Origin of the sequence: Myxacorys almedinensis A, assembly GCF_010091945.1 — a bacterium.
GTDB lineage: Bacteria > Cyanobacteriota > Cyanobacteriia > Leptolyngbyales > Leptolyngbyaceae > Myxacorys > Myxacorys almedinensis.
This window is the reverse complement of sequence record NZ_WVIE01000033.1, coordinates 22,786-42,460: the sequence shown is the minus strand read 5'-3', so window position 1 is coordinate 42,460 and position 19,675 is coordinate 22,786. Positions and strand designations below refer to the sequence as shown.

The following is a 19,675-nucleotide window of genomic DNA, read 5'->3' as shown; positions in this document are numbered from 1 at the left end:
GGTAATTTCAGATGGATGAGAAGTTAGCACTTTCACCCTATCTGTTTTGCCCCTTCCTTATCCCGAACTCAGGTTAACTTATTATCGCTGGCTAGTTTTTTCCACAAGCAAGTTAGGTGGTGGGGGACGACATGTGAAAAGTCGTCTCGCTAATTTTTACGCTCTCATCTGGCTCTACACGCTTTAAAATAAAGTGCATTCAACTGGCTACGGCACTCTACCATTGGCAGTGCTTTACAAGGACGATTAATGACTTCCAGCCTTTCGACTCCAGAGGACTCTCGCCATGCAATCCCCTTTAGAGGGAACAGCGAAGCACCTGCCCCTGAATTTGTCTCGCTAGAGCAAGCCCTCAAACATTATTTTGGCTACGATAGCTTTCGTCCGGGTCAGCGTGAGGTGATTGAGCAGGCGTTAAACAACCGCGATCAGCTAGTAATCATGCCAACTGGGGGCGGCAAGTCACTGTGTTTTCAGCTTCCCGCATTGCTGAGACCCGGCTTAATGATTGTGGTCTCTCCCTTGATTGCGCTGATGCAAGATCAGGTAGACCTGTTGCGTGATAACGGGATTGCCGCCACGTTTTTAAACAGCAGCCTAACGGTAGAAGAACGGCGATCGCGGGGTCGAGCGGTGATGGAAGGGCGGATCAAGCTGCTCTACGTTGCGCCCGAACGGTTGCTTAGCGAAGATTTTATCAATGCTGTTTTGCCGCATATCCGCGATCGCGTGGGCATTTCGTCGATCACGATTGATGAGGCGCATTGCGTTTCGGAATGGGGACATGATTTTCGCCCTGAATATCGGCAGTTGTCTTGCCTGCGATCGCACTGCCCAACAGTTCCTATTATGGGGCTAACGGCAACCGCCACTGAGCGAGTCCGCGACGATATTATCAAGCAACTTCAGTTACGAGAACCCACTGTTCTTGTGTCAAGTTTTAATCGCCCAAACTTATATTATGAAGTGCGTCCGAAAGGAAAGACAGCCTATCAAGAATTAGTCAAACAAATTAAAGATACACCGGGGGCAGGAATTGTCTACTGCCTCAGCCGTAAAAAGGTTGATGAACTAGCAGCAAAGCTAAGGCATGAAGGAATTGCAGCGCTTCCCTATCATGCTGGGCTAAATGCAGAAACCCGAACAGAAAATCAAAGGCGATTTATTCGAGATGATGTGCGAGTGATTGTGGCTACGGTTGCGTTTGGAATGGGAATCAACAAGCCCGATGTTAGATTTGTGATTCATTACGATATTGCTAAAAATATTGAAGGATATTATCAAGAATCAGGTCGAGCCGGACGAGATAGTGAACCCGCCCAATGCACGTTATATTACAGTCTTGCAGACATTAAAACGATCGAATATATTATCAACCAGAAAGTTGACCCAACTACCGGAGAGCCACTGGAAGAAGAGCAGCGCAAATCAATGCAGCAATTGCGCCGAATGATCAACTATGCAGAAGCCACCGATTGTCGGCGGACGATTCAGTTGTCTTATTTTGGGGAAGAGTTTCCAGGACAGTGCAACAATTGTGATAACTGCAAATATCCCAAACCGACGGAAGATTGGACGGTGGAGGCGCAGAAATTTCTGTCGTGTGTGGCGCGTTTTGCCCAGAAAAATCAGCAGTTTGGGATTGGCTACACCATCGATGTGCTGCGTGGTTCGCGGGCAGAGCGAATTTTGAAAAATGGGCACGACCAGCTTTCAACCTATGGAATTGGGCGCGATCGCACCCCCGACGACTGGAGACTTTTAGCGCGATCGCTGGTTCACCAACGCCTGATCGATGAAGCAACCGATGGTTACTCAGTCCTACTGTTGAATGAGTTAAGTTGGGAGATCTTACGCGGTCAACGAACGGTTCAGATTGCTGTAGACAAACTTAAGCCAACGCCAATTGCAACGGAAACGCTACCATCAGATACAGAAGAATCGGAAGAACTGTTCAATCGTTTACAACACTTACGCAAACGCCTAGCTGATGAACAATCGGTGCCACCCTATGTTGTTTTCTCGAATGCAAGTTTGCGGCTCATGGCGCAGCGGCAACCTCAAAATCGCGATCAGTTTCTGGCAATTTCAGGGGTGGGTACGCGCAAAGTTGCCCAGTATGGCGATGCCTTTTTGGCGGAAATCCGAGCGTTTCGCGAAGAAAAAGGGCTGACTGTTCAACCCGATTCCGCTCCGGCTCCAAGGGTGATCAAGCTCGATGCTCCGGTGGTTTTGCCCAGTGCCGACGAAGCAACCTATACTCAACTCTATACGCTCGAACTGTTTCAGCAAGGCACAAAACCTGCTGACATTGCAGAGCAGAGAACCCTGCGCTTGACCACGGTGATGACGCATCTTGCTGACCTTGTAAGTATGGGCTACGCGGTTGATCTTGATCGTTTAGTGCCCCGCGATCGCCAGCAGAAAATTATCGACGCCATTCAAACGGTGGGGGATGGATCGCTGACAGATATTCGCGCCGCCTTGGGTGAGGGCTATGGCTGGGACGAGATTAAACTAACGAGAGCGTGGCATCAAAAAAATAATTTGTAGCCAAAAGATTGGGTTAAAGTGGCTCTCAGCGCACTTGTTCTCAGCGCACTTGTATAGTGTGCCTCTATCGCCGCTACTTTAACTAACCTGACGTACGAATTATGTTGCTGCCCGTTCTATCTGCGATGAGCACTTTTGTTGCACCTGCTTCTGCAAAAGCCATCCCCGCTCCTCTCGCCATTCACCAGATTGCAGAACCCATCGCCCTTTCCCCTGCGGCAACAGATGCCCCGATGACGATTGGCAATTTGCTGCCTGATAGTGCGATCGCAGTTATTTTGATCGATACCACTGCCGCAAAATGGGAAGCGCTCAGCCGATTTGGCATCTTTCCCAAAGACTTTTCGTTCCCTGGGGCACTCTATCCGACGCCATTAAAAGTAGATTTTTATACTGATGTTCGCCCTTGGCTCGGTGGCTCCATTGCCTACGTCTATCTTCCCGCACCGCAGCCTCAACTGACAACCGTTGCCATGGTCAAAGATGCTGCTCCCATTGCTCGGTTTCTCGATCAGGTCAAAGCTTCTCGGGTAAAACCTGCCAAAGAGCGACAATATAAAGGAGTCACACTTTTAGAATGGGAGCCTGAAAATCCGCTAGATATTTTAGATCAAGACCAGAAAGCCCCTCTGGTCATGCCTGCGCCGCAGTTGTCTATCAAAGCGCACCCCGATCTTAAAAAACCTGTAGACATTCCCCTTCGTCCGCGCTCAGCCCCATCGTCAGACGTACCACCCAATTCGCCCTTTGCCCCTAAAGGTCTCGCGATCGCAGTGCTGCCCAACCACATCATTAGCTCACCATCGGTGGAAGCAGTGCAACAGGTGATCGACGCGCAGTTGACTAACGCTGTATTAGCTAATCTGCCTACATTTCAACGCACCCTAGCGCGATCGCAGGCTGCCAAGTCGCTGATCGTGGCATACGGGGATTATGAAAAATCTTTCTCAGCCATTCTTGCCTACGATATCGAGCAACTCCAGAAGCTTGCCCCTGGGATCACTCTGCCTCAATTTCCTGAAAAACTGTCGGGGAAGGAGAGTTACGAGTCGGTCGATGGCTTCGTTTGGGCAGAACCAGACGGGCTGCATCTGCAATTTGGAGCCAACTTAAAAACCCCGCTTCCGGCGATCGCTACCAGAGAGCTTGCCAACCCAAATCAAATTTTGGAGCAGCTTCCTGGCACAAATTATATGGTCGCTAACAGCCGAGGACTTGCGACAATTTGGAAATTGCTGACGTTGGCGATTGAAACTCAGCCGATGCTCAAGCCCAAGCTAGCTCAGTTTCGCCAACTCAGCCAAACCACGATTGGACTGGACGATCGCGACATTTTTCCCTGGATGGATGGCGAATATGCCACGTTTGCCTACCCTACCCGCCAAGGCTTTTTGCCCGCGACGGGGCTAAATCTAGATGTCGGGTTTGGCTTGATGGTGCAAACGAGCGATCGCGCGGCGGCAGAAGTTGCCCTCACCAAGCTTGATCGCTTTGCTCAACAGAAATTTGGCAGCCCCTTTGTGAATGCCCAGCCTAGCTTTACCAGTTGGGATGCCCCGATCAGCGGAACCAAGAAAAGTGTGTTTGCTCATGGCTGGGTCAAGCCCGATACGCTGGTGCTGTTGGGTGGCGGCGGGGCGCTCTCTGAGGTGACGGTCAAACCCAACCAAACTTTGCGGCAATCGGCGAACTTCAAAGCCGCGATCGCGCCCCTTCCAACCGAGAACTTTGGCTACTCCTATGTCAATGGGGGCGCAGTTTTAAGCTTGGTGAACAACTCCATTTTGCCGATGTTTCTAGGTACAAATTCGGCTCCTTATTTAGACGAACTCAAAGCCTCGTTAGGCAGCATTCGTAGCCTGAGCGGAACGACGTCCCTTAATGCCCAACGCTTTCAGACGGATGGTTTTATGGCGCTAGCTACCACTCGCCCTGAGCCAATCTCACTGCGCGAACCGGAGGAACCCTCGGTTTCTTCGGAGTCGCGCAAACTCACGATTGGCTCCGCCACGCCCCAAGGGCTTGCAGATTCCACTCAAGCCATTCAACTTCATCCTAAAACTACCGCTGCCTATCTCGGTCGGGCTAGAGTTGATGCAGAACAAGCAGAACAAGCGGCGTTAATGGATTTAGATCAAGCCATTCAAGCTGATCCGGCTGCGGCAGGAGTCTATACGCTCCGGGCAAATCTTCGGGCTAGGCTGGAAGAGTATGAAGGTGCGATCGCAGATGCGGATCACGCGATTCGGCAAGATAAATTTGATCGGGATGCTTATAATATTCGCTGTTATGCTCGTGCCCGTGGATTGAAAGACTTCAAAGCAGCATTGCCTGACTGCGAAACAGCGATCGCCCTTGATTCAAAATCGCCTGCACATTACACCAGTCGCTGCTATGTCCGAGCAGGGTTGAAGGACGAGCAAGCACTGGAAGACTGCGAGCAAGCGCTTAATCTCGATCCAGACTATGACTACAATTATGAAGATCGAGGGCTGGCAAAAGCGCTATTGGGAGATAAAAAAGGCGCGCTAGAAGATTTACAAAGGGTTTTAGGTGTTGCTAGACAACGGGGCGATGCTGTTGCTGAAAAACGGATCGAAAAGGCAATCCAAATGATAAGCAATGCATCGTAGTTTGATTAATGACGGATGGGCAGCAGATCTAGCAGCGGTAGCAGATGAACATCTCTTGCTCATCCGCTACAACTCAAATTTCAGCCTGGCAACAAACGATTTAACGACGCACTAGTTTTCGATCTTTACCCCTTTCCAAAACGCAATATAGCCTTCAATATTTTTTGCTGCCTCTTTTGCTGTTGGGTAATACCACGCCGCATCTTTGTTGACTTGCCCATCTACGACCACATCGTAGTAACTTGCCGTGCCTTTCCACGGACAAGCCGTGTGCGTGTTGCTCTCCTGAAAGTACTCGCGCTGAATGGCACTAGGCGGAAAATATTGATTTCCCTCTACCACTTCGCACTGATCACTTTCTGCTAAAACTGCACCATTCCAAGTCGCTTTTGGCATTGTCCCATTCCCTTCTTCTCAAAGTCTATCTAGAAGAAGACTAACGAATTTCAATCCCGGTTTGCAACTCAAATCGGCAGCACCTCAGAGGAAATGATGCTTTTTAAGGCAATGCGATCGCAGCATTTCTGATAGGGCATTGCCTTGCAAGCTTATTCTCCTTGCGGCACATAGCACATTTGGTCACTCCAACGAAACACTTCCGTTGCGTCGCACTCTGTTTGCTCTTGGGTTGAATTTGGACTGTCTAAAATGATACGAGCAGTAGCAACTGTTCCAAAAAATGCTATTCCGAGCAGGATCGTCACCCACCAAATGCTATTTGATCTTGAAATACCAGTTGGTCTCAAAACACGATTGAGTCTCGCTTGCATAGAAAACCACCACATTTCACAAACTAGTTAAATTGTTCTCTAGCACCCTGCTTCACACACTTTGTTGACGGGCTGTACTCAATGTATTCTGCCCAGTTTTCTAGCCAATTTTTGCTAAGTACGAACCAGTTTATGTCTAATTTATTACGCAAAAACTAGAGATAAATTGCAAGTATTTACTGAGTTAGTTTTATGCAGATGAAAGCTTAACCAACGTAGTGTGCGAAGGTTTGTAGAAAATTTGGCTCAGCAGAACCCTCTTCAGACACAATAGATTCTGTCCCCTAGTCCTGTTTCTGCACCGAGACACAAAATAGGGTTGAAGTTAAGTCATCATTTTAGGAGCTTGTGCCATGAGCCACGCCACCCATGCCCCCGCCAATGTTCCAACCCTGGAGCAATCCCCCTACACTCGGGTAAAATCGCTGCCTGACATGTGGGCGATCGCAGCGCAGCGGTTTGCCACGGTAACGGCAGTTCATGATCCGCACAGCACCCCAGAGGTGAAATTGACCTATGCTGAGCTACACGAGCAAATGCAACACTTTGCTTCTGGGTTGCAAGCGTTGGGCGTTCTGGCGCTCTCTTCAGAAGACATCCCCCCTCGAATCGCTCTCTTTTCTGATAACTGCCCACGCTGGTTGGTTGCGGATCAGGGCATCATGCGATCGGGCGCGATGGATGTAGTGCGTGGCGCACAGGCAGACCGAGACGAATTGCTGTATATCTTGCAACATAGTGACGCGATCGCACTGGTCGTTCAAGATCTGGAATTGCTGAGAAAACTGCGCCCCCATTTGGATCAGCTTCCACTTCAGTTCGTGATTTTGCTCTCTGACGAAACGCCGCCCGATGACGGTCTGAAAACCCTGGCGTTTAATCACGTTCTAGAACTGGGAAAAACATCTGCTCTGCGCCCTGTTCACCCGTCCCGCGACACGCTAGCTACCTTGATGTACACCTCCGGAACTAGCGGAATGCCCAAAGGAGTGATGCTGACCCATGGTAATTTTTTATACCAGGTTTCGGCAGCAGCAACGGTAGTGCAACCCCAAGCCGGAGAACGGGTTCTTAGCATTCTTCCGATCTGGCACTGCTATGAGCGAGCGTTTGAATATTTCATTTTCTCAAATGGTTGCACTCAGATCTACACCAATATTCGCTTTGTCAAAAAAGATTTAAAGGACTTTAAGCCTCATTATATGGTTGGTGTGCCCCGTCTATGGGAGTCGATTTACGAAGGCATTCAAAAACAATTTCGGGAGCAACCGGAGAAAAAGCAAAAGTTGGTTGAGTTCTTTTTAAAGAACAGTCAGCGATATATCAAAGCGCAGCGAACAGCCACCGGATTGGATTTGGATCATTTGGATGCGTCGGCGACAACCCGTGCGATCGCAGCCCTCAAAGCTGCACCCCTAGAACTAATCCATCAGTTGGGCGACAAATTGGTTTATCGAAAAATCCGCGAAGGCGTCGGCGGTAGTTTGAAATTTGTCGTTAGTGGCGGCGGCTCGATCGCCGATCATCTCGAAGATTTTTTTGAAATCGTTGGTATTGATATTTTGGGCGGCTACGGCTTAACCGAAACGGCTCCGATTACCCATGCCCGCCGCACTTGGCGCAATGTACGGGGGGCAGATGGTGAGCCGCTCCCCACCACCGAAACGCGCGTTGTTGATCCCGAAACGCGCCAAGCCCTGCCGGTGGGTGAGCGCGGGTTGATTCTGATTCGGGGTCAGCAAGTGATGAAGGGCTACTACAAAAATCCTGAGGCAACCGCAAAAGCGCTCGACGCCGACGGCTGGTTGGATACGGGCGATCTTGGCATGGTGACGCCCTACAACGATCTGGTGATTACCGGACGGGCGAAAGATACGATCGTGCTGACCAACGGCGAAAACATTGAACCGCAACCGATCGAAGATGCCTGCCTTAGAAGCGCCTACATCGATCAGATTATGCTGGTCGGGCAAGATCAAAAAGTTCTCGGTGCGCTGGTTGTGCCAAATCTGGAAACCTTAGAAAAATGGTCTGCCACCCCAGGCAACCTCGATCTCAACAGCGCGGCAGTGCAAGAGCTTTATCGGCAAGAATTGACCCGACTGGTGAAAGAGCGCCCTGGCTACCGAGCCGACGATCGCATCGGACCGTTCCGCCTACTTACAGAACCGTTTACCATCGACAATAACCTCCTCACCCACACCCTGAAGATTCGTCGTAACGTTGTGATGGATCGCTACCAGGGTATGATTAACGAGATGTTTTCATCGTAGACCGGGAACCAGGGAACCCCCCTCCCAACGTCCTTACTCTTGAACTGCATATGGAAGTTTCTAAATCTCATCTGCTGCTACAGCGCAATGTCAATGTTAAAGCGATCGTGACTCCTCGGTGGAAAGACGAAGCGCAACAGCAACTCCAAGGTCAACTCAATCAGTTGGATGGTCAACTGCAACAGTTGGATATGCAGCTTCAACAAGTTCTCTCTGAAGTTCAACGGCAAGGCATTCAACCGCCTGGTCCTGATGCCATCCAGCAAATGGAAGGGATCAAAATGCAGTTTAACCAGCGCAAAAGCGAACTGCTAGAGCAAAAAAACCAAATTCTGCAACAACTCCAGCAGGTGCAGATGTTGGATCTAGATCAGGAAGTTGTGCAAGCCCAGATTGGCAGCGTCTTTCGGGTTGAGCCGGGAGATAATTTAATCTCGAAAATGGATGTCGAGATTGTGCTGCGCGATGGCATTGTTGAAGAGATTCGTGGCGATGTATAGATGAGATTGCCTGAGCCTAATTGGGTGAGATTGGGGGCGCGCCGTTCCCTAGAAAATTGTGCTAAGTCTCCAGGTTTAACCTGTTTTTTCTAGTGGTCTGTCAAGATTGAAATGATGGACTGGGAATCGATGAGTGGATGGGTAATACCAAATTGATTGTTCACTGCGACAGATCCTCGACCCCCCTGCCTACGGCATCCCCCCTGGGTCAAGAGAGACTTTCCGGCTCCTCTCCTGACTCAGGAGGGGTTGGGGGGAGGTCGCACATCTGTAGCATTTACAGATTAATTTGGTATAACATCTCCATCTACCTCTCACCCCTCTCACCCCTCTACCCATCATCGGTTCAAAGTCTATCTGTAGTCTGTGGTTCAAATTCGCGACCCCGATCCGATAGAATTTGATCTGCGAAAGGCGGAGCTACGTTGTGGTTTCCACCGCTCCCTATAGATCCTAAATTCTGAGCAACTCCCATGATTCATGAGATTTTCATGCCCGCCCTGAGTTCCACCATGACCGAAGGAAAGATTGTTTCTTGGGTTAAGTCTCCGGGTGACAAAGTTGAAAAAGGCGAAACCGTGGTGGTGGTGGAGTCGGATAAAGCCGATATGGACGTGGAGTCGTTTTACGACGGAATTTTGGCAGCGATCGTGACTCCGGCAGGAGAATCGGCTCTGGTCGGATCTGCGATCGCGCTGCTGGCAGAAACGGAAGCGGAACTTAGTGCAGCGCAGCAACAAGCCACAAACGGCGGCGGTGCAACCCCTCCGGCGGCGACCCAGCAATCGGCAGCGACTGAGGCACAGGTTGCCGTCGCTGAAACGGCAGCGATCGCAGCAAATGGCAATGCCTCCGCTCCGAAAAATGGTCGAATTGTGGCGTCTCCCCGTGCTCGTAAACTCGCGAAAGAGTTCAAAGTCGATTTGGCAACCCTAACGGGTAGCGGGCCTCACGGGCGGATTGTGGCAGAAGATATTGAATCGGCAGCCGGTAAATCCCCTGCTCCTGCTGTCGCCCCGACGGTAGCGACAACTGCTGCCCCTGTAGCCCCTGCACCGACCCCTACTCCTCGTCCTGCGCCTGCCTCGGTTCCGGTTGCTGCCCAAGCCGGGCACACTCAGCCAATGACCACTCTCCAAAATGCAGTGGTTCGTAACATGATGGCAAGTTTGGATGTTCCAACCTTTCATGTTGCCTATACCATCACCACTGACAACTTAGACAAGCTGTATAAGCAAATCAAGTCTAAAGGGGTAACGATGACGGCGCTATTGGCAAAAGCAGTTGCGGTAACGTTGCAAAAACACCCGCTACTCTATGCCAGCTATGTGAACCAAGGCACTCATTTCAATACTAATATTAACGTTGCTGTTGCTGTTGCTATGGATGATGGCGGCTTGATTACGCCCGTGCTTCAGCAGGCAGATACGCTAGATATTTATTCGCTCTCTCGCAACTGGAAAGATCTGGTTGATCGCGCTCGTGCCAAGCAACTCCAGCCCGACGAATATAGTTCAGGAACCTTCACAATTTCCAATTTAGGCATGTTTGGGGTCAGTTCGTTTGATGCGATTTTGCCTCCAGGACAAGGCTCTATTTTGGCAGTGGGTGGATCGAGTCCGCAGGTTGTGGCAACGAGTGATGGTCTGTTGGGTGTACGTCGGCAGATGCAGGTAAACATCACCTGCGATCACCGAATCATTTATGGTGCTCATGCGGCGGCGTTCTTAAAAGATCTCGCGAAATTGATCGAAACTAATCCTGAATCGCTGACGATGTGATGAATTTCTTTGACTAAAGCTGGGGTGTGGCGAGGCTCAGCAGTGGTTAGGTACGAGGCTCAGCAGTGGTTAGGTAAAGGTGTTGTAACCCCTGGGTCGAAGGGTATGCACTAAAATTAAGGCAGTGAATCACCTTATCGGCAAAATCGGGATAGGTTTATGAATTCTGATTCAGTTGTTCAACTGTTGCAACGAGGATTTCGGGTCACGCTTGGGGCAACGACTGCTCTGGTCGAAATTCTTCAAGATCCGCAAAAGCGAGATGCGAATTTAACCAAACTGAGGCTAGAACTGGGCGAGCTAACTCAAGAGTGGGCAACCAAAGGCGAAATGACAGAACGCGAAGCCCGAATCTATGTAGATAGTTTCATGGCTCAACGGCGCGGAACCGAGGTTCCAACGACGCTGACGACAACGGCAACCGAGGTACCGCCAACGTCTACAGAGGTGCAGTTGGAATTGCAAGAGTTAACCGCGCAGTTGTCTGCTATTCGGGCTGAGGTCGAACGATTGAAGAATCAGGAACAGTCTTAGTGGGCTGTTCTGCATGTTCTTGAGCGATCGCTACCCCTAACCCCCTACCCTCAACCCTCACCGATGATTGAATGATGAAGTTCATTGGCGTTGATTTGGGCTGGAGTTCAAATCCGAGTGGGGTATGTTGCTTAGCCTTGCAGGGCATGCAGTTAGAACTGGTGGATTTGCGGCGAGAGAGTTCGTTTGCGGAGGTTTTGGCGTGGATCGATCGCCAGGTTGGTGCGACGGATGCCGCTATGATTGCGATCGATGCTCCGACGCTCATTCCTAACCAAACGGGCATGCGATCGCCGGATCGGTTGGCTCACAAAATATTTGGGCGCTACCATGCAGGCTGTTATCCGGCTAATTTGGGGTTGCCCTTTGCAGAGCGAACGGTGGGATTTGGTTTAAGTTTGGAAGCGCGTAACTTTGAACATGCGCCGGAGATTTTGCCTCAAACGTTGGGGCGTTATCAGATCGAAGTTTTTCCGCATCCGGCGATGGTTCATCTCTTTGGGCTAGAGCGGATCATCAAGTATAAGAAGGGAACGGTGAGCGATCGCAGGTCTGGGCTAGCGATTTTGCGTCAGCATATTCTCGAGGATTTGCCGAAGTTAGAGCCGAGATTGGATCTCAAGATATTACCTGAAGTGCCGCTCAGAGGAGTAGCAATCAAAGCATTGGAAGATCAGCTTGACAGTATTATTTGTGCGTATGTTGCGGCTCACTGGTGGTATTGGGGGTTGGAGAAAAATTTGGTTTTGGGCGATCGCGAGGAAGGCTATATCGTGGTTCCGGCTCCGTTTGCTGCTAGCATCTGAGTTGGTACATCCGATTCTCTTAAACCCCTTGTTGCTGTCTGAATCAACAGGGTGTCAAACTTTTGGGCTGGTAACACTTTTCCCATCGCCAAGTCTTCTAAAGTTTTGTTGGGCAAGTGTAATTGCAGGTACATTAAGAAAAAGAAAATCTAAATAATGTTATATGAATTCTGCCGTTAGCCTCCTGCACGCCACCTCCTACGATCTCACCCACCTGCGCGCCTCCCTCGAAACCCTCTTAGCCCCCCTGGGCGGCATGTCAGCCTTCGTCAAACCCGGCGATCGCGTCTTACTCAAACCCAACCTCCTCACCGGAGCGCGACCCACCAAAGAATGCGTCACCCGCCCCGAAATTGTCTACTGCGTCACCCAACTGGTCAGAGAAGCAGGCGGAGAACCTTTCTTAGGAGACAGCCCCGCCTTTGGAAGCGCCCTTGGAGTTGCCAAAGCCAACGGCTATCTTCCCCTGATCGAAGCCTTGAAATTACCGATCGTGGAGATGAAAGGCAAACGCTATGAAACCGTGAGCGCCGACTTTAACCACTTGCTGCTCTCGAAAGAAGCGATGGAAGCTGATGTGGTGATCAATCTGCCCAAGGTTAAGTCTCATATGCAGCTAACCCTGACACTCGGCACAAAAAATTTATTTGGCTGCGTTCCGGGCAAGATGAAAGCCTGGTGGCACCTGGAAGCAGGCAAAGATCGAGAACGCTTTGGCAGAATGCTGGTGGAAACGGCTCGCGCGATCGCTCCTGATCTGACTATCCTCGATGGCATTATTGGGCACGAAGGGAACGGACCTAGCGGCGGTGAACCCAAAGCACTCGGCGTCTTGGGAGCCTCAACCCATGTTTTTGCTCTTGATCGGGCAGTGGTTGAAATTTTGGGAGCCGACCCAGCCTCTATCCCCACGATCGTGGCAAGTCAGCAGTTGGGGCTATGTCCAGAAGTGGCAGAGATCGAATTTCCCCACCTGCGCCCCGAAGACCTTGCGATCGCAGACTGGAAACTGCCAGATACCCTGATGCCCATCGACTTTGGAGCGCCCCGTGTCCTAAAATCCACCTTCAAACATCTATACATTCGCTTCATCAAAGAGCCAATAGCAGCCTACCGCTAGAGAAATCTAAATTAAACATTACGAATTATAGCCACAGCCAGAATGTCCTCTAATCTTGTTAAGTATCAATGCAATCGAGCACGGCTTTACCCGTTAATTCTTTTTTGATTGAGAGAAGAGCGCATCCAAGTGCGAGAAGTAGCCAGATAGAAAACATCAAGATGTTTCGCTCTCTGCTTGGAGCAAGGAGCTACGGGTAGGGCACTCCAACGCTGCTTTACAAATTTCATCTCGCGCTAGACATAACGCTGCTGGCACTTAGGATCTAACTCGCCTGAGGGGTTTCTGAGGCTCACGTCAAGTTATAAGTCTGTTGATTAAGTGTTTCGTAACTCTTGTGTCATCTTGTATGATCTCGGCGCAGGCATTGAAGAGTTTCAGTATGGTGAGAGGAGAAATCACTCAACCCACAACCTGTGTGCAATCTTCTATGCCTCCCCTCATGATTCGTCAACTTTGGTCACTCGTCGAGACAACCCAAGCCACAACCCTGGTTAACCTAGACGATTCAAGCCTAGTCCAGTGGTTGCTCAATCTTTTCGGCGATCAGCAAGCCCTTGATGCTGAAGAGAGCAATCTTTTGGCTAACTATATCCACACGAGAATCTCCCTCATTCGCGATTTAGCCTACGATCGCATCGCGACCTAATCTGTTGCTAATGTTCTAGACGCTAATGCTACTGTTTGTTTGCCAAATACCCCTGTATCAAGAAATCTGTCCCGATCGCTTCGATGGCAACTCGCGTTAACGACAAAGCTTGAGTCATTTCGGTTAAGCCCAACTCGCCGACCGGGGAAGCGGCATCGTTTCCGCCAATAATTTTAGGGGCAATGAATGCCCACACCTTTTGGACACACTGATCTGCGATCGCACGGGCTGCCAATGTGCCACCACACTCCCAAAGCACCGTATTCAAGCCGCGATCGTATAACTGAGCCATCACTTCAGCCGGGGTTAATGCCGCCAGTTGGATTACATCTACACCTTGATCCAACAGGCGGTGCTGCATTGCTAGATTTCCATCTGAGCCAGTAAACACCACAGTTGGGGCAATATCCAAATTCCACAAATGCGCCGTTGGCGGCAAGTCGAGGGTGCGACTCATCACAACCCGCAGCGGCGTGTGCTGAGCAACGCCATGCGTTGTTAAAAAAGGATTGTCTTTGCGAACCGTGTTGCCCCCCACCACGATCGCATCACAGCGCGATCGCAACTGATGCACTTCCTGTCTTGCTGCGGTTCCCGTCACCCAACTGCTATGCCCAGTCGTTGCCGCAATTTTGCCATCTAAGGTCATCGCATACTTGAGAATGCCAAACGGGCGATGATGCACAATGCGATGCACAAACGCTTCGTTTAGGGTTTGGCAGTCGGCAGCTTCTATGCCAACCGTGACCTCAATTCCGGCGTCTCGAAGTTTCGCGATGCCTTGCCCCGCCACCTGAGGATTGGGATCTACCATACCAATCACCACTCGCCCGATGCCTGCCGCGATCACCGCATCAGCACAAGGAGGCGTTCGCCCATAGTGGCTACATGGCTCTAAATTGACATACAGCGTTGCGCCCAGGGCACGGGTGTCTGCTTGTCTCAACGCAAATATTTCAGCATGAGGTTCCCCCGCTTTTGGGTGAAACCCTTCGCCTACAATTTCGCCCTTTTGAACGATCGCACACCCGACCATCGGGTTCGGAGCCGTACGCCCAAACGCAGTGCGTGCCAATTCTAGACAACGCTGCATGATCGCCGAATCAAAGCTAGATTGATGGTCTACTTCCATCCGGTGAAACGGGGCGCAAGGGGACGAGGGAGAGAAAAATTAGAACGATGTGTACCTAGACCCTGCTACAGCCGAGAAGTTGCATAATGGCTTAATACTTCTTGCCCCCAGCGCACAATCCGATCGGGTCCTTCGATCATCAGAAGATACTGCCCGCGATCGACGTGATGCCGATAGATGCTTGCCGTGGTTCCTTCCCCAAACAGCCCAAACAGCCCACCAATAACTGCGCCCGTAAACCCACCTACCACAGCAAACGCAGGAGCCAGCAGAATCGGTTGTATTCCTGATAGACCAATGCTGTGCAGGGTAGATACCAGAAAAAGGGCAAACCCCGCGATCGCGCCGATTGTGCCAGCGAGGATGCTAAACGCCTTTGCTTTTCGGGTAGCAAGCTGCATCGGTTTAAGCAATCCTACATGTTCGGGGTTGCTGTATCCCTCACCCACGATCGCGAGATGCTCAGGGGAGACCCCGTGATAGTGGAGCAAACGGTACGCCTGAAAAACAGAAGTCTCATCGGGAAAAACCAAAACGGCGAGATGAGACTGTCGGCGTACGAGACCAGTTTTATTCAAGAAGCGATTAACTGACACAGGAGAACTTGTAGAGAATGGCGGTTTCTGTCTGAATTCTAAACCCTTGGTATAGGAATACATACAGCCAATGGTAGGAATTTAATATTTTGTAGGGTGTAAAGAAATGGAAACGATGGAGGGGACAAAAAAACAGCAGGCGATCCCCGTATTCGATTAACCTGTTCAAACGAGGCTTTCTAGATTTGCCGCCGTTTGGTGTGAGGTTTAACCCGCCACTAACGGTGGATTCCCTTTCCTGCAACTCATGCCTTTACAACTTATACCCTTTACAACAACTTATACCCTTTACAATAAGAGTATTCCTTACACACAGGTTCTATGCCTCCCCGTTGGTCTCGCCCTCCTGATCGTAACGATCCTGACTTCCGCCGCCTCGACGATCGCATGACGTTTGCAACCCATGTGGCGTTGTTTAGCGCAGGCAACTCTGGCGTGTGGTTTTTTCGATTGGCACAGCATCCCGATTGGGGTTGGACGGCTTGGATGACGGGTAGCTGGTTGGCAGTGCTAGTCGCCCACGGGATTTATATCTTTGCGATCGCAGACTACTCTAAACCCAGCAAATCCTAAACATCAGCCAACAGACAGGAGTACGATGCTGGGAGATGGCGTAATAGTTGAAAGGTCGTTATTCTTATCTGGGCTACAAACTTTAAACGACGTGCAAACCTATTTTTGAAAACTCCTATGGCTATTAGTTCTTCTGAAGCGATCGAAACCTTGGCAGCCGATCTCGGCGAAAATCTTTACATGGATATCGCCAAGTGGCATCTTTACCTAGCTGATGCTCATCTGCACACGGTTTTAGCTGAACAGCTATTTCCCTTAATTTCCAACGGACAAGCGATCGAGGAAGATCAAGTGTTGGAAATTCTCAACAATATTCCTGTGAAACTGGGTGGTGGCAAACGCGAGGTTCCGTTAACAGATCTGTTGCCGATGCAGTGTCAGGTTAACCTAATGGACACCCTCGAAGAGTTTCAGCGTAATCTCTAGCCGTCAAACCTGGGCTGGTTCAGTTGCCTTCTTGGGCAACCCCTGTTGGAGCAACTTGCCTATAGCCATTGAAATAGCTACAGGCAAGTTGTTGACTTGGTATTTTAGGATAGATCGATTGCGAGTTTCTGTCCCAATGTTAATAACACTGCACTTGCACACCGCCCCTCTACCGCAATGCTGTGCAACCACTGAAGGTATAGCTCCTGCGATCGCCCCAACGATACACCCAATGTTAACTGCTGACTGAGATCAACCAATTTCTCTAGAAACTGAACCTGTAGATCCGACGGCTCTGGATCTTGGAGTAGCAGGTGCAGCGATCGTGCGATCGTGCGTTCTAGAATCTGCCGAGCTTCGGGAAGCTGAAGCTGACAGCGCAGATGATTTGCCTCGGTTGCGATCGTGTCAAGCTCGACCAAATCATGGGGATTGGGATCGCGTTCTAGCGATCGCAATGTGACCAAGAGCCGGTGCCCCAAGGCGATTTCAGCCGCAACCTGCAATTCTCGTGGCACGGGCAACTCATCCCGATGAAAGGCAATCAGCACACCATAGTTATCGCGGTAAACCTGAGTATAAAGCTGATCGAGGCGCGTCAGCGTCTCCTGGCTCAGCAGTTGCATGATGCGATGCCGCTCTTCGGCAAACAGGTCGTGCAAACTGTAGGCGCGATCGTTGAAGTGTTGATTCATCATTAGAATCGTCTTTGCCGCGCTTCCCTGCCCCAGCGCCTCCGCCAACTGCTCTTTTAGCTGCGTATAATTCCGCCTGCCTGAAAACCTTTGAATGCAGCAATGGAAATCCCAACCGCACAAGTGCAAAACGGCAAACACCAGATGCTCTGTTTCGTGGGTAATTTCTGAGGTGAGTTGCAGTTGCCCGATCGCTAACGTCATCGACCCCATCCGATGCCGGTGGTAATCTAGTTGGCTGGCGGTATAGCAATATACGCGCTCTTCTCGGTCATAGGTCGTAAACAGCGAACTGATCGCATAGTGCGCCGCCACTTGCTCAAAGCTAATTTGTGCCGGGATCACAAGCTGCCGATAGATTTCTGCGCCCGTTTTAAAGCACTCCACGTTACTAGGGGCAAGCGCCAGACGTTTGATAAAGCCTTTTTCAAGCTGCACCCCGGCAACATCGCCTGCCAGTTCTAGCGCACGAGCAGCATAGCGGAGAATCTGAGTGCCTTCTGGTCGAGAGAGTTCTTCAAAAAACCAGCCGCAGCTTGTGTACATCAGCATGGCGTGACGCTGCATTTCGAGCAACCGCAGCGCATCAAGTCGTTCTAAAGCATTCAGGCGGTGAGATTGATGCTGAGCAAGAAATTTTTGAACCGTGGCAGGCGTGCGCGATCGCATCACATGGATGTATTCGTCCCGCGCCAACCAGGGATCAGAAAATAGCTTTCCGCCCACCTCTGCGTAGACTTTGACCATCTGATCCCGCAGCCAGTCCAACGCATCGCGCAACGGGCGTCGCCATTTTTGATGCCACAATCCCCCGCCGCCGCAGCCGCAGTCATCCTGCCATCGGTCAACGCCGTGAGCACAACTCCACGCGGTGACCGCCTTAAGCTCAACCTCCCATTCGGGTGGGCAAAGGCTGAGATAGTGGGCATAGTTGGTCACCGTCCAATGGCGATTGGGAAACTCGCCGACAAAGGCGTATGCCAAGCATTTCTCGGTTCCGCCTTTGTGATGCCCAAAGGTTTCGCCATCGGTTGCGACTGAAATCAGTTGCGATGGGCGGTGATCCCCGCGCACGGCTTGCCCCAATCGTCCGGCTAGGTGGTGAGAACTGCTCAGGGCTTGATCAAACCCCATGTCGCGAGAAATGGGACCATCGTAGAAGAAGATGTCAATGTAAGGCGCGTGGGGATCAGCGCGATCGCCATCGTTTAAGAAGCAGCGATAAGGGCGCGTCGGATCGATCTGACTGCCACCGACTTCATGCCATTCTTCTTGGAAAAAGGGGCGACAGCGCTTGGCTTGAGAGGGTGCGAGCACAATGAACATGATCCCTTCTGCGACGAGTGCTTCCAGGGTCGGATAATCGACGGCAGTTTCTGCCAACCACATGCCTTCGGGATCACGCCCAAAGTGAGATTTAAAGTCTTCTTTACCCCAACGAATCTGAGTTCGCTTATCCCGTGCGTTGGCGAGGGGCAAGATCATGTGATTGTAGGCTTGAGCGATCGCGTTCCCGTGCCCGTTTAAGCGATCGCAGCTTTTGCGATCGGCATCTACGATGCGCTGATACACCTCCACATCGTGACGCTCGATCCAACTCATCAACGTCGGTCCAATATTAAAGCTGAGATACTCGTAGTTGTTGACGATCCCCACCACTTCGCCGCGATCGTTGAGCACGCGGGCAAATGCATTCGGGCGATAGCACTCGTGGTGAATTCGCTCATTCCAATCGTGGAAAGGAGCCGCGCTGGGTTGACGCTCGATCGCATCTAAATAAGGATTTTCTCGGGGGGGCTGGTAAAAGTGCCCATGGACGGTGATATACACTCCCGTGGCGGTATTGAGAGGAGCGATCCCCGGAGCAGTGTAGGCTTGATGTGATGCTGCTTCAACTGTTTTTGCAACGAGCGAGCAAGACGGCGCATCAGGAGTTAATGTCATGAAGTAAAACCTAAAGAAGACTACAAGATCTCGTGAACGGCAATGCTAAGACTAAAGCTTTCTTAAATTCTGGCAAGTATTTCGAGCCTAATCTAGATTAATCACTAAATTTAGACGTTAGCTATCGGCTAGCTCAAACTTTTGCCAAGGTGGTTGCAATCGTTGCTTGATAACTGCTTGATAACTGCTTGATAACTATTAAGATACGCTTGAGATAGGTTTTGTGATGAACAAGGTTGTTGAGGTCTTCAATAATTTAATGAATTTGAAGAAAATCACAATCTAACCCAGAGCATAATCTAATCACAAATCAAAATCTGCTGTTTGTTCCTAAACCTGATTGAACCTTAAAACTTTTGCATCGTAGGGCTTTTTGAACTTTTGTGCGGCAGATTTCATACCTTTGATAGACTTCTCAATTCTTCGCTACACTCTGTAATAGTTTTTTGAGCGGATCACTCTAATGCGCCAACGTTAGCGAAGACAGGCGAGCGGTGATACTAAGTGTGGGGTCAGACGGAGCAGATCTGCGATCGCGACTAACCTTACAACCACTCTTAACGGCTGACCTTAAAAACTACCCTCCACTACAATTACAATACCTGAAGGCGAGAGTGCATAAAATTATGAGCTAGCTAAATCTATCGATCCCCACTTAATGCGAATCATCCATTCACGATTAGCCATTGC

At 50.4% G+C, this 19,675-nt stretch carries 15 protein-coding genes; 11 read left to right on the top strand and 4 right to left on the bottom strand.

The window, feature by feature from the left end; all coding sequences use genetic code 11:
- Positions 1-249: 249 nt before the first annotated feature.
- Positions 250-2,553, top strand: coding sequence for a DNA helicase RecQ (gene recQ, locus GS601_RS20270; RefSeq protein ID WP_162425108.1), 2,304 nt, complete (start codon positions 250-252; stop codon positions 2,551-2,553).
- A gap of 125 nt (positions 2,554-2,678) precedes the next feature.
- Complete coding sequence (locus GS601_RS20265) at positions 2,679-5,186, top strand: DUF3352 domain-containing protein (RefSeq protein WP_162425107.1); 2,508 nt, start codon at positions 2,679-2,681, stop codon at positions 5,184-5,186.
- Positions 5,187-5,297: 111 nt separating this feature from the next.
- On the opposite strand, the gene GS601_RS20260 is transcribed toward GS601_RS20265, so the two are convergent.
- Entirely contained in the window at positions 5,298-5,582 is a 285-nt protein-coding gene (locus GS601_RS20260; RefSeq protein WP_162425106.1) for a DUF427 domain-containing protein, read from the bottom strand.
- A 727-nt stretch (positions 5,583-6,309) separates the two neighbouring features.
- On the opposite strand from GS601_RS20260, the gene GS601_RS20255 reads away from it, so the two are divergent.
- The 7 genes from GS601_RS20255 to GS601_RS20225 all read left to right on the top strand — a co-directional run bounded on the left by GS601_RS20255 (position 6,310) and on the right by GS601_RS20225 (position 13,619).
- On the top strand, positions 6,310-8,229 hold the full coding sequence (locus GS601_RS20255) for an AMP-dependent synthetase/ligase (protein ID WP_162425105.1): 1,920 nt from the start codon (positions 6,310-6,312) through the stop codon (positions 8,227-8,229).
- A 50-nt stretch (positions 8,230-8,279) separates the two neighbouring features.
- A complete protein-coding gene (locus GS601_RS20250) occupies positions 8,280-8,729 on the top strand; it encodes a YlqD family protein (protein WP_162425104.1) in 450 nt (149 codons plus the stop codon).
- 512 nt (positions 8,730-9,241) lie between these two features.
- On the top strand, positions 9,242-10,510 hold the full coding sequence (locus tag GS601_RS20245; protein WP_476638899.1) for a dihydrolipoamide acetyltransferase family protein: 1,269 nt from the start codon (positions 9,242-9,244) through the stop codon (positions 10,508-10,510).
- A gap of 159 nt (positions 10,511-10,669) precedes the next feature.
- Positions 10,670-11,044 (top strand): hypothetical protein, encoded by a 375-nt coding sequence (locus tag GS601_RS20240; protein ID WP_162425102.1) that lies wholly within the window; start codon positions 10,670-10,672, stop codon positions 11,042-11,044.
- 71 nt (positions 11,045-11,115) lie between these two features.
- Positions 11,116-11,850 (top strand): DUF429 domain-containing protein, encoded by a 735-nt coding sequence (locus GS601_RS20235; RefSeq protein WP_338017097.1) that lies wholly within the window; start codon positions 11,116-11,118, stop codon positions 11,848-11,850.
- A 163-nt stretch (positions 11,851-12,013) separates the two neighbouring features.
- Entirely contained in the window at positions 12,014-12,970 is a 957-nt protein-coding gene (locus GS601_RS20230; RefSeq protein WP_162425101.1) for an Npun_F2552 family protein, read from the top strand.
- Positions 12,971-13,352: 382 nt separating this feature from the next.
- Positions 13,353-13,619, top strand: coding sequence for a hypothetical protein (locus GS601_RS20225; RefSeq protein ID WP_238393406.1), 267 nt, complete (start codon positions 13,353-13,355; stop codon positions 13,617-13,619).
- 28 nt (positions 13,620-13,647) lie between these two features.
- Here GS601_RS20225 and ribD read toward each other — a convergent pair whose 3' ends face one another.
- Both ribD and GS601_RS20215 read right to left on the bottom strand, forming a co-directional pair.
- Entirely contained in the window at positions 13,648-14,751 is a 1,104-nt protein-coding gene (gene ribD, locus GS601_RS20220) for a bifunctional diaminohydroxyphosphoribosylaminopyrimidine deaminase/5-amino-6-(5-phosphoribosylamino)uracil reductase RibD (protein ID WP_202925232.1), read from the bottom strand.
- Between the two features lie 65 nt (positions 14,752-14,816).
- Entirely contained in the window at positions 14,817-15,329 is a 513-nt protein-coding gene (locus GS601_RS20215) for a hypothetical protein (RefSeq protein WP_202925234.1), read from the bottom strand.
- 339 nt (positions 15,330-15,668) lie between these two features.
- Here GS601_RS20215 and GS601_RS20210 point away from each other — a divergent pair, with 339 nt between their 5' ends.
- Both GS601_RS20210 and GS601_RS20205 read left to right on the top strand, forming a co-directional pair.
- Entirely contained in the window at positions 15,669-15,920 is a 252-nt protein-coding gene (locus GS601_RS20210; protein ID WP_162425099.1) for a 2TM domain-containing protein, read from the top strand.
- Between the two features lie 117 nt (positions 15,921-16,037).
- The gene (locus tag GS601_RS20205; RefSeq protein WP_162425098.1) at positions 16,038-16,346 is read left to right on the top strand and encodes a DUF3181 family protein; all 309 of its coding nucleotides are present in this window, start codon (positions 16,038-16,040) and stop codon (positions 16,344-16,346) included.
- A 104-nt stretch (positions 16,347-16,450) separates the two neighbouring features.
- Here GS601_RS20205 and GS601_RS20200 read toward each other — a convergent pair whose 3' ends face one another.
- Positions 16,451-18,985, bottom strand: coding sequence for a DUF3536 domain-containing protein (locus GS601_RS20200; protein ID WP_162425097.1), 2,535 nt, complete (start codon positions 18,983-18,985; stop codon positions 16,451-16,453).
- Positions 18,986-19,675 lie beyond the last annotated feature (690 nt).

Excerpts from the sequence above, each read along its gene's own strand:
- GS601_RS20245 (WP_476638899.1), top strand. The coding sequence starts at position 9,242 with ATGACCGAAGGAAAGATTGTTTCTTGGGTTAAGTCTCCGGGTGACAAA.
- GS601_RS20250 (WP_162425104.1), top strand. The coding sequence starts at position 8,280 with ATGGAAGTTTCTAAATCTCATCTGCTGCTACAGCGCAATGTCAATGTT.
- GS601_RS20255 (WP_162425105.1), top strand. The coding sequence starts at position 6,310 with ATGAGCCACGCCACCCATGCCCCCGCCAATGTTCCAACCCTGGAGCAA.
- GS601_RS20200 (WP_162425097.1), bottom strand. The coding sequence starts at position 18,985 with ATGACATTAACTCCTGATGCGCCGTCTTGCTCGCTCGTTGCAAAAACA.
- GS601_RS20205 (WP_162425098.1), top strand. The coding sequence starts at position 16,038 with ATGGCTATTAGTTCTTCTGAAGCGATCGAAACCTTGGCAGCCGATCTC.
- GS601_RS20225 (WP_238393406.1), top strand. The coding sequence starts at position 13,353 with ATGGTGAGAGGAGAAATCACTCAACCCACAACCTGTGTGCAATCTTCT.
- GS601_RS20240 (WP_162425102.1), top strand. The coding sequence starts at position 10,670 with ATGAATTCTGATTCAGTTGTTCAACTGTTGCAACGAGGATTTCGGGTC.
- GS601_RS20265 (WP_162425107.1), top strand. The coding sequence starts at position 2,679 with ATGAGCACTTTTGTTGCACCTGCTTCTGCAAAAGCCATCCCCGCTCCT.
- GS601_RS20235 (WP_338017097.1), top strand. The coding sequence starts at position 11,116 with ATGATGAAGTTCATTGGCGTTGATTTGGGCTGGAGTTCAAATCCGAGT.
- GS601_RS20230 (WP_162425101.1), top strand. The coding sequence starts at position 12,014 with ATGAATTCTGCCGTTAGCCTCCTGCACGCCACCTCCTACGATCTCACC.
- GS601_RS20260 (WP_162425106.1), bottom strand. The coding sequence starts at position 5,582 with ATGCCAAAAGCGACTTGGAATGGTGCAGTTTTAGCAGAAAGTGATCAG.
- ribD (WP_202925232.1), bottom strand. The coding sequence starts at position 14,751 with ATGGAAGTAGACCATCAATCTAGCTTTGATTCGGCGATCATGCAGCGT.
- recQ (WP_162425108.1), top strand. The coding sequence starts at position 250 with ATGACTTCCAGCCTTTCGACTCCAGAGGACTCTCGCCATGCAATCCCC.
- GS601_RS20210 (WP_162425099.1), top strand. The coding sequence starts at position 15,669 with ATGCCTCCCCGTTGGTCTCGCCCTCCTGATCGTAACGATCCTGACTTC.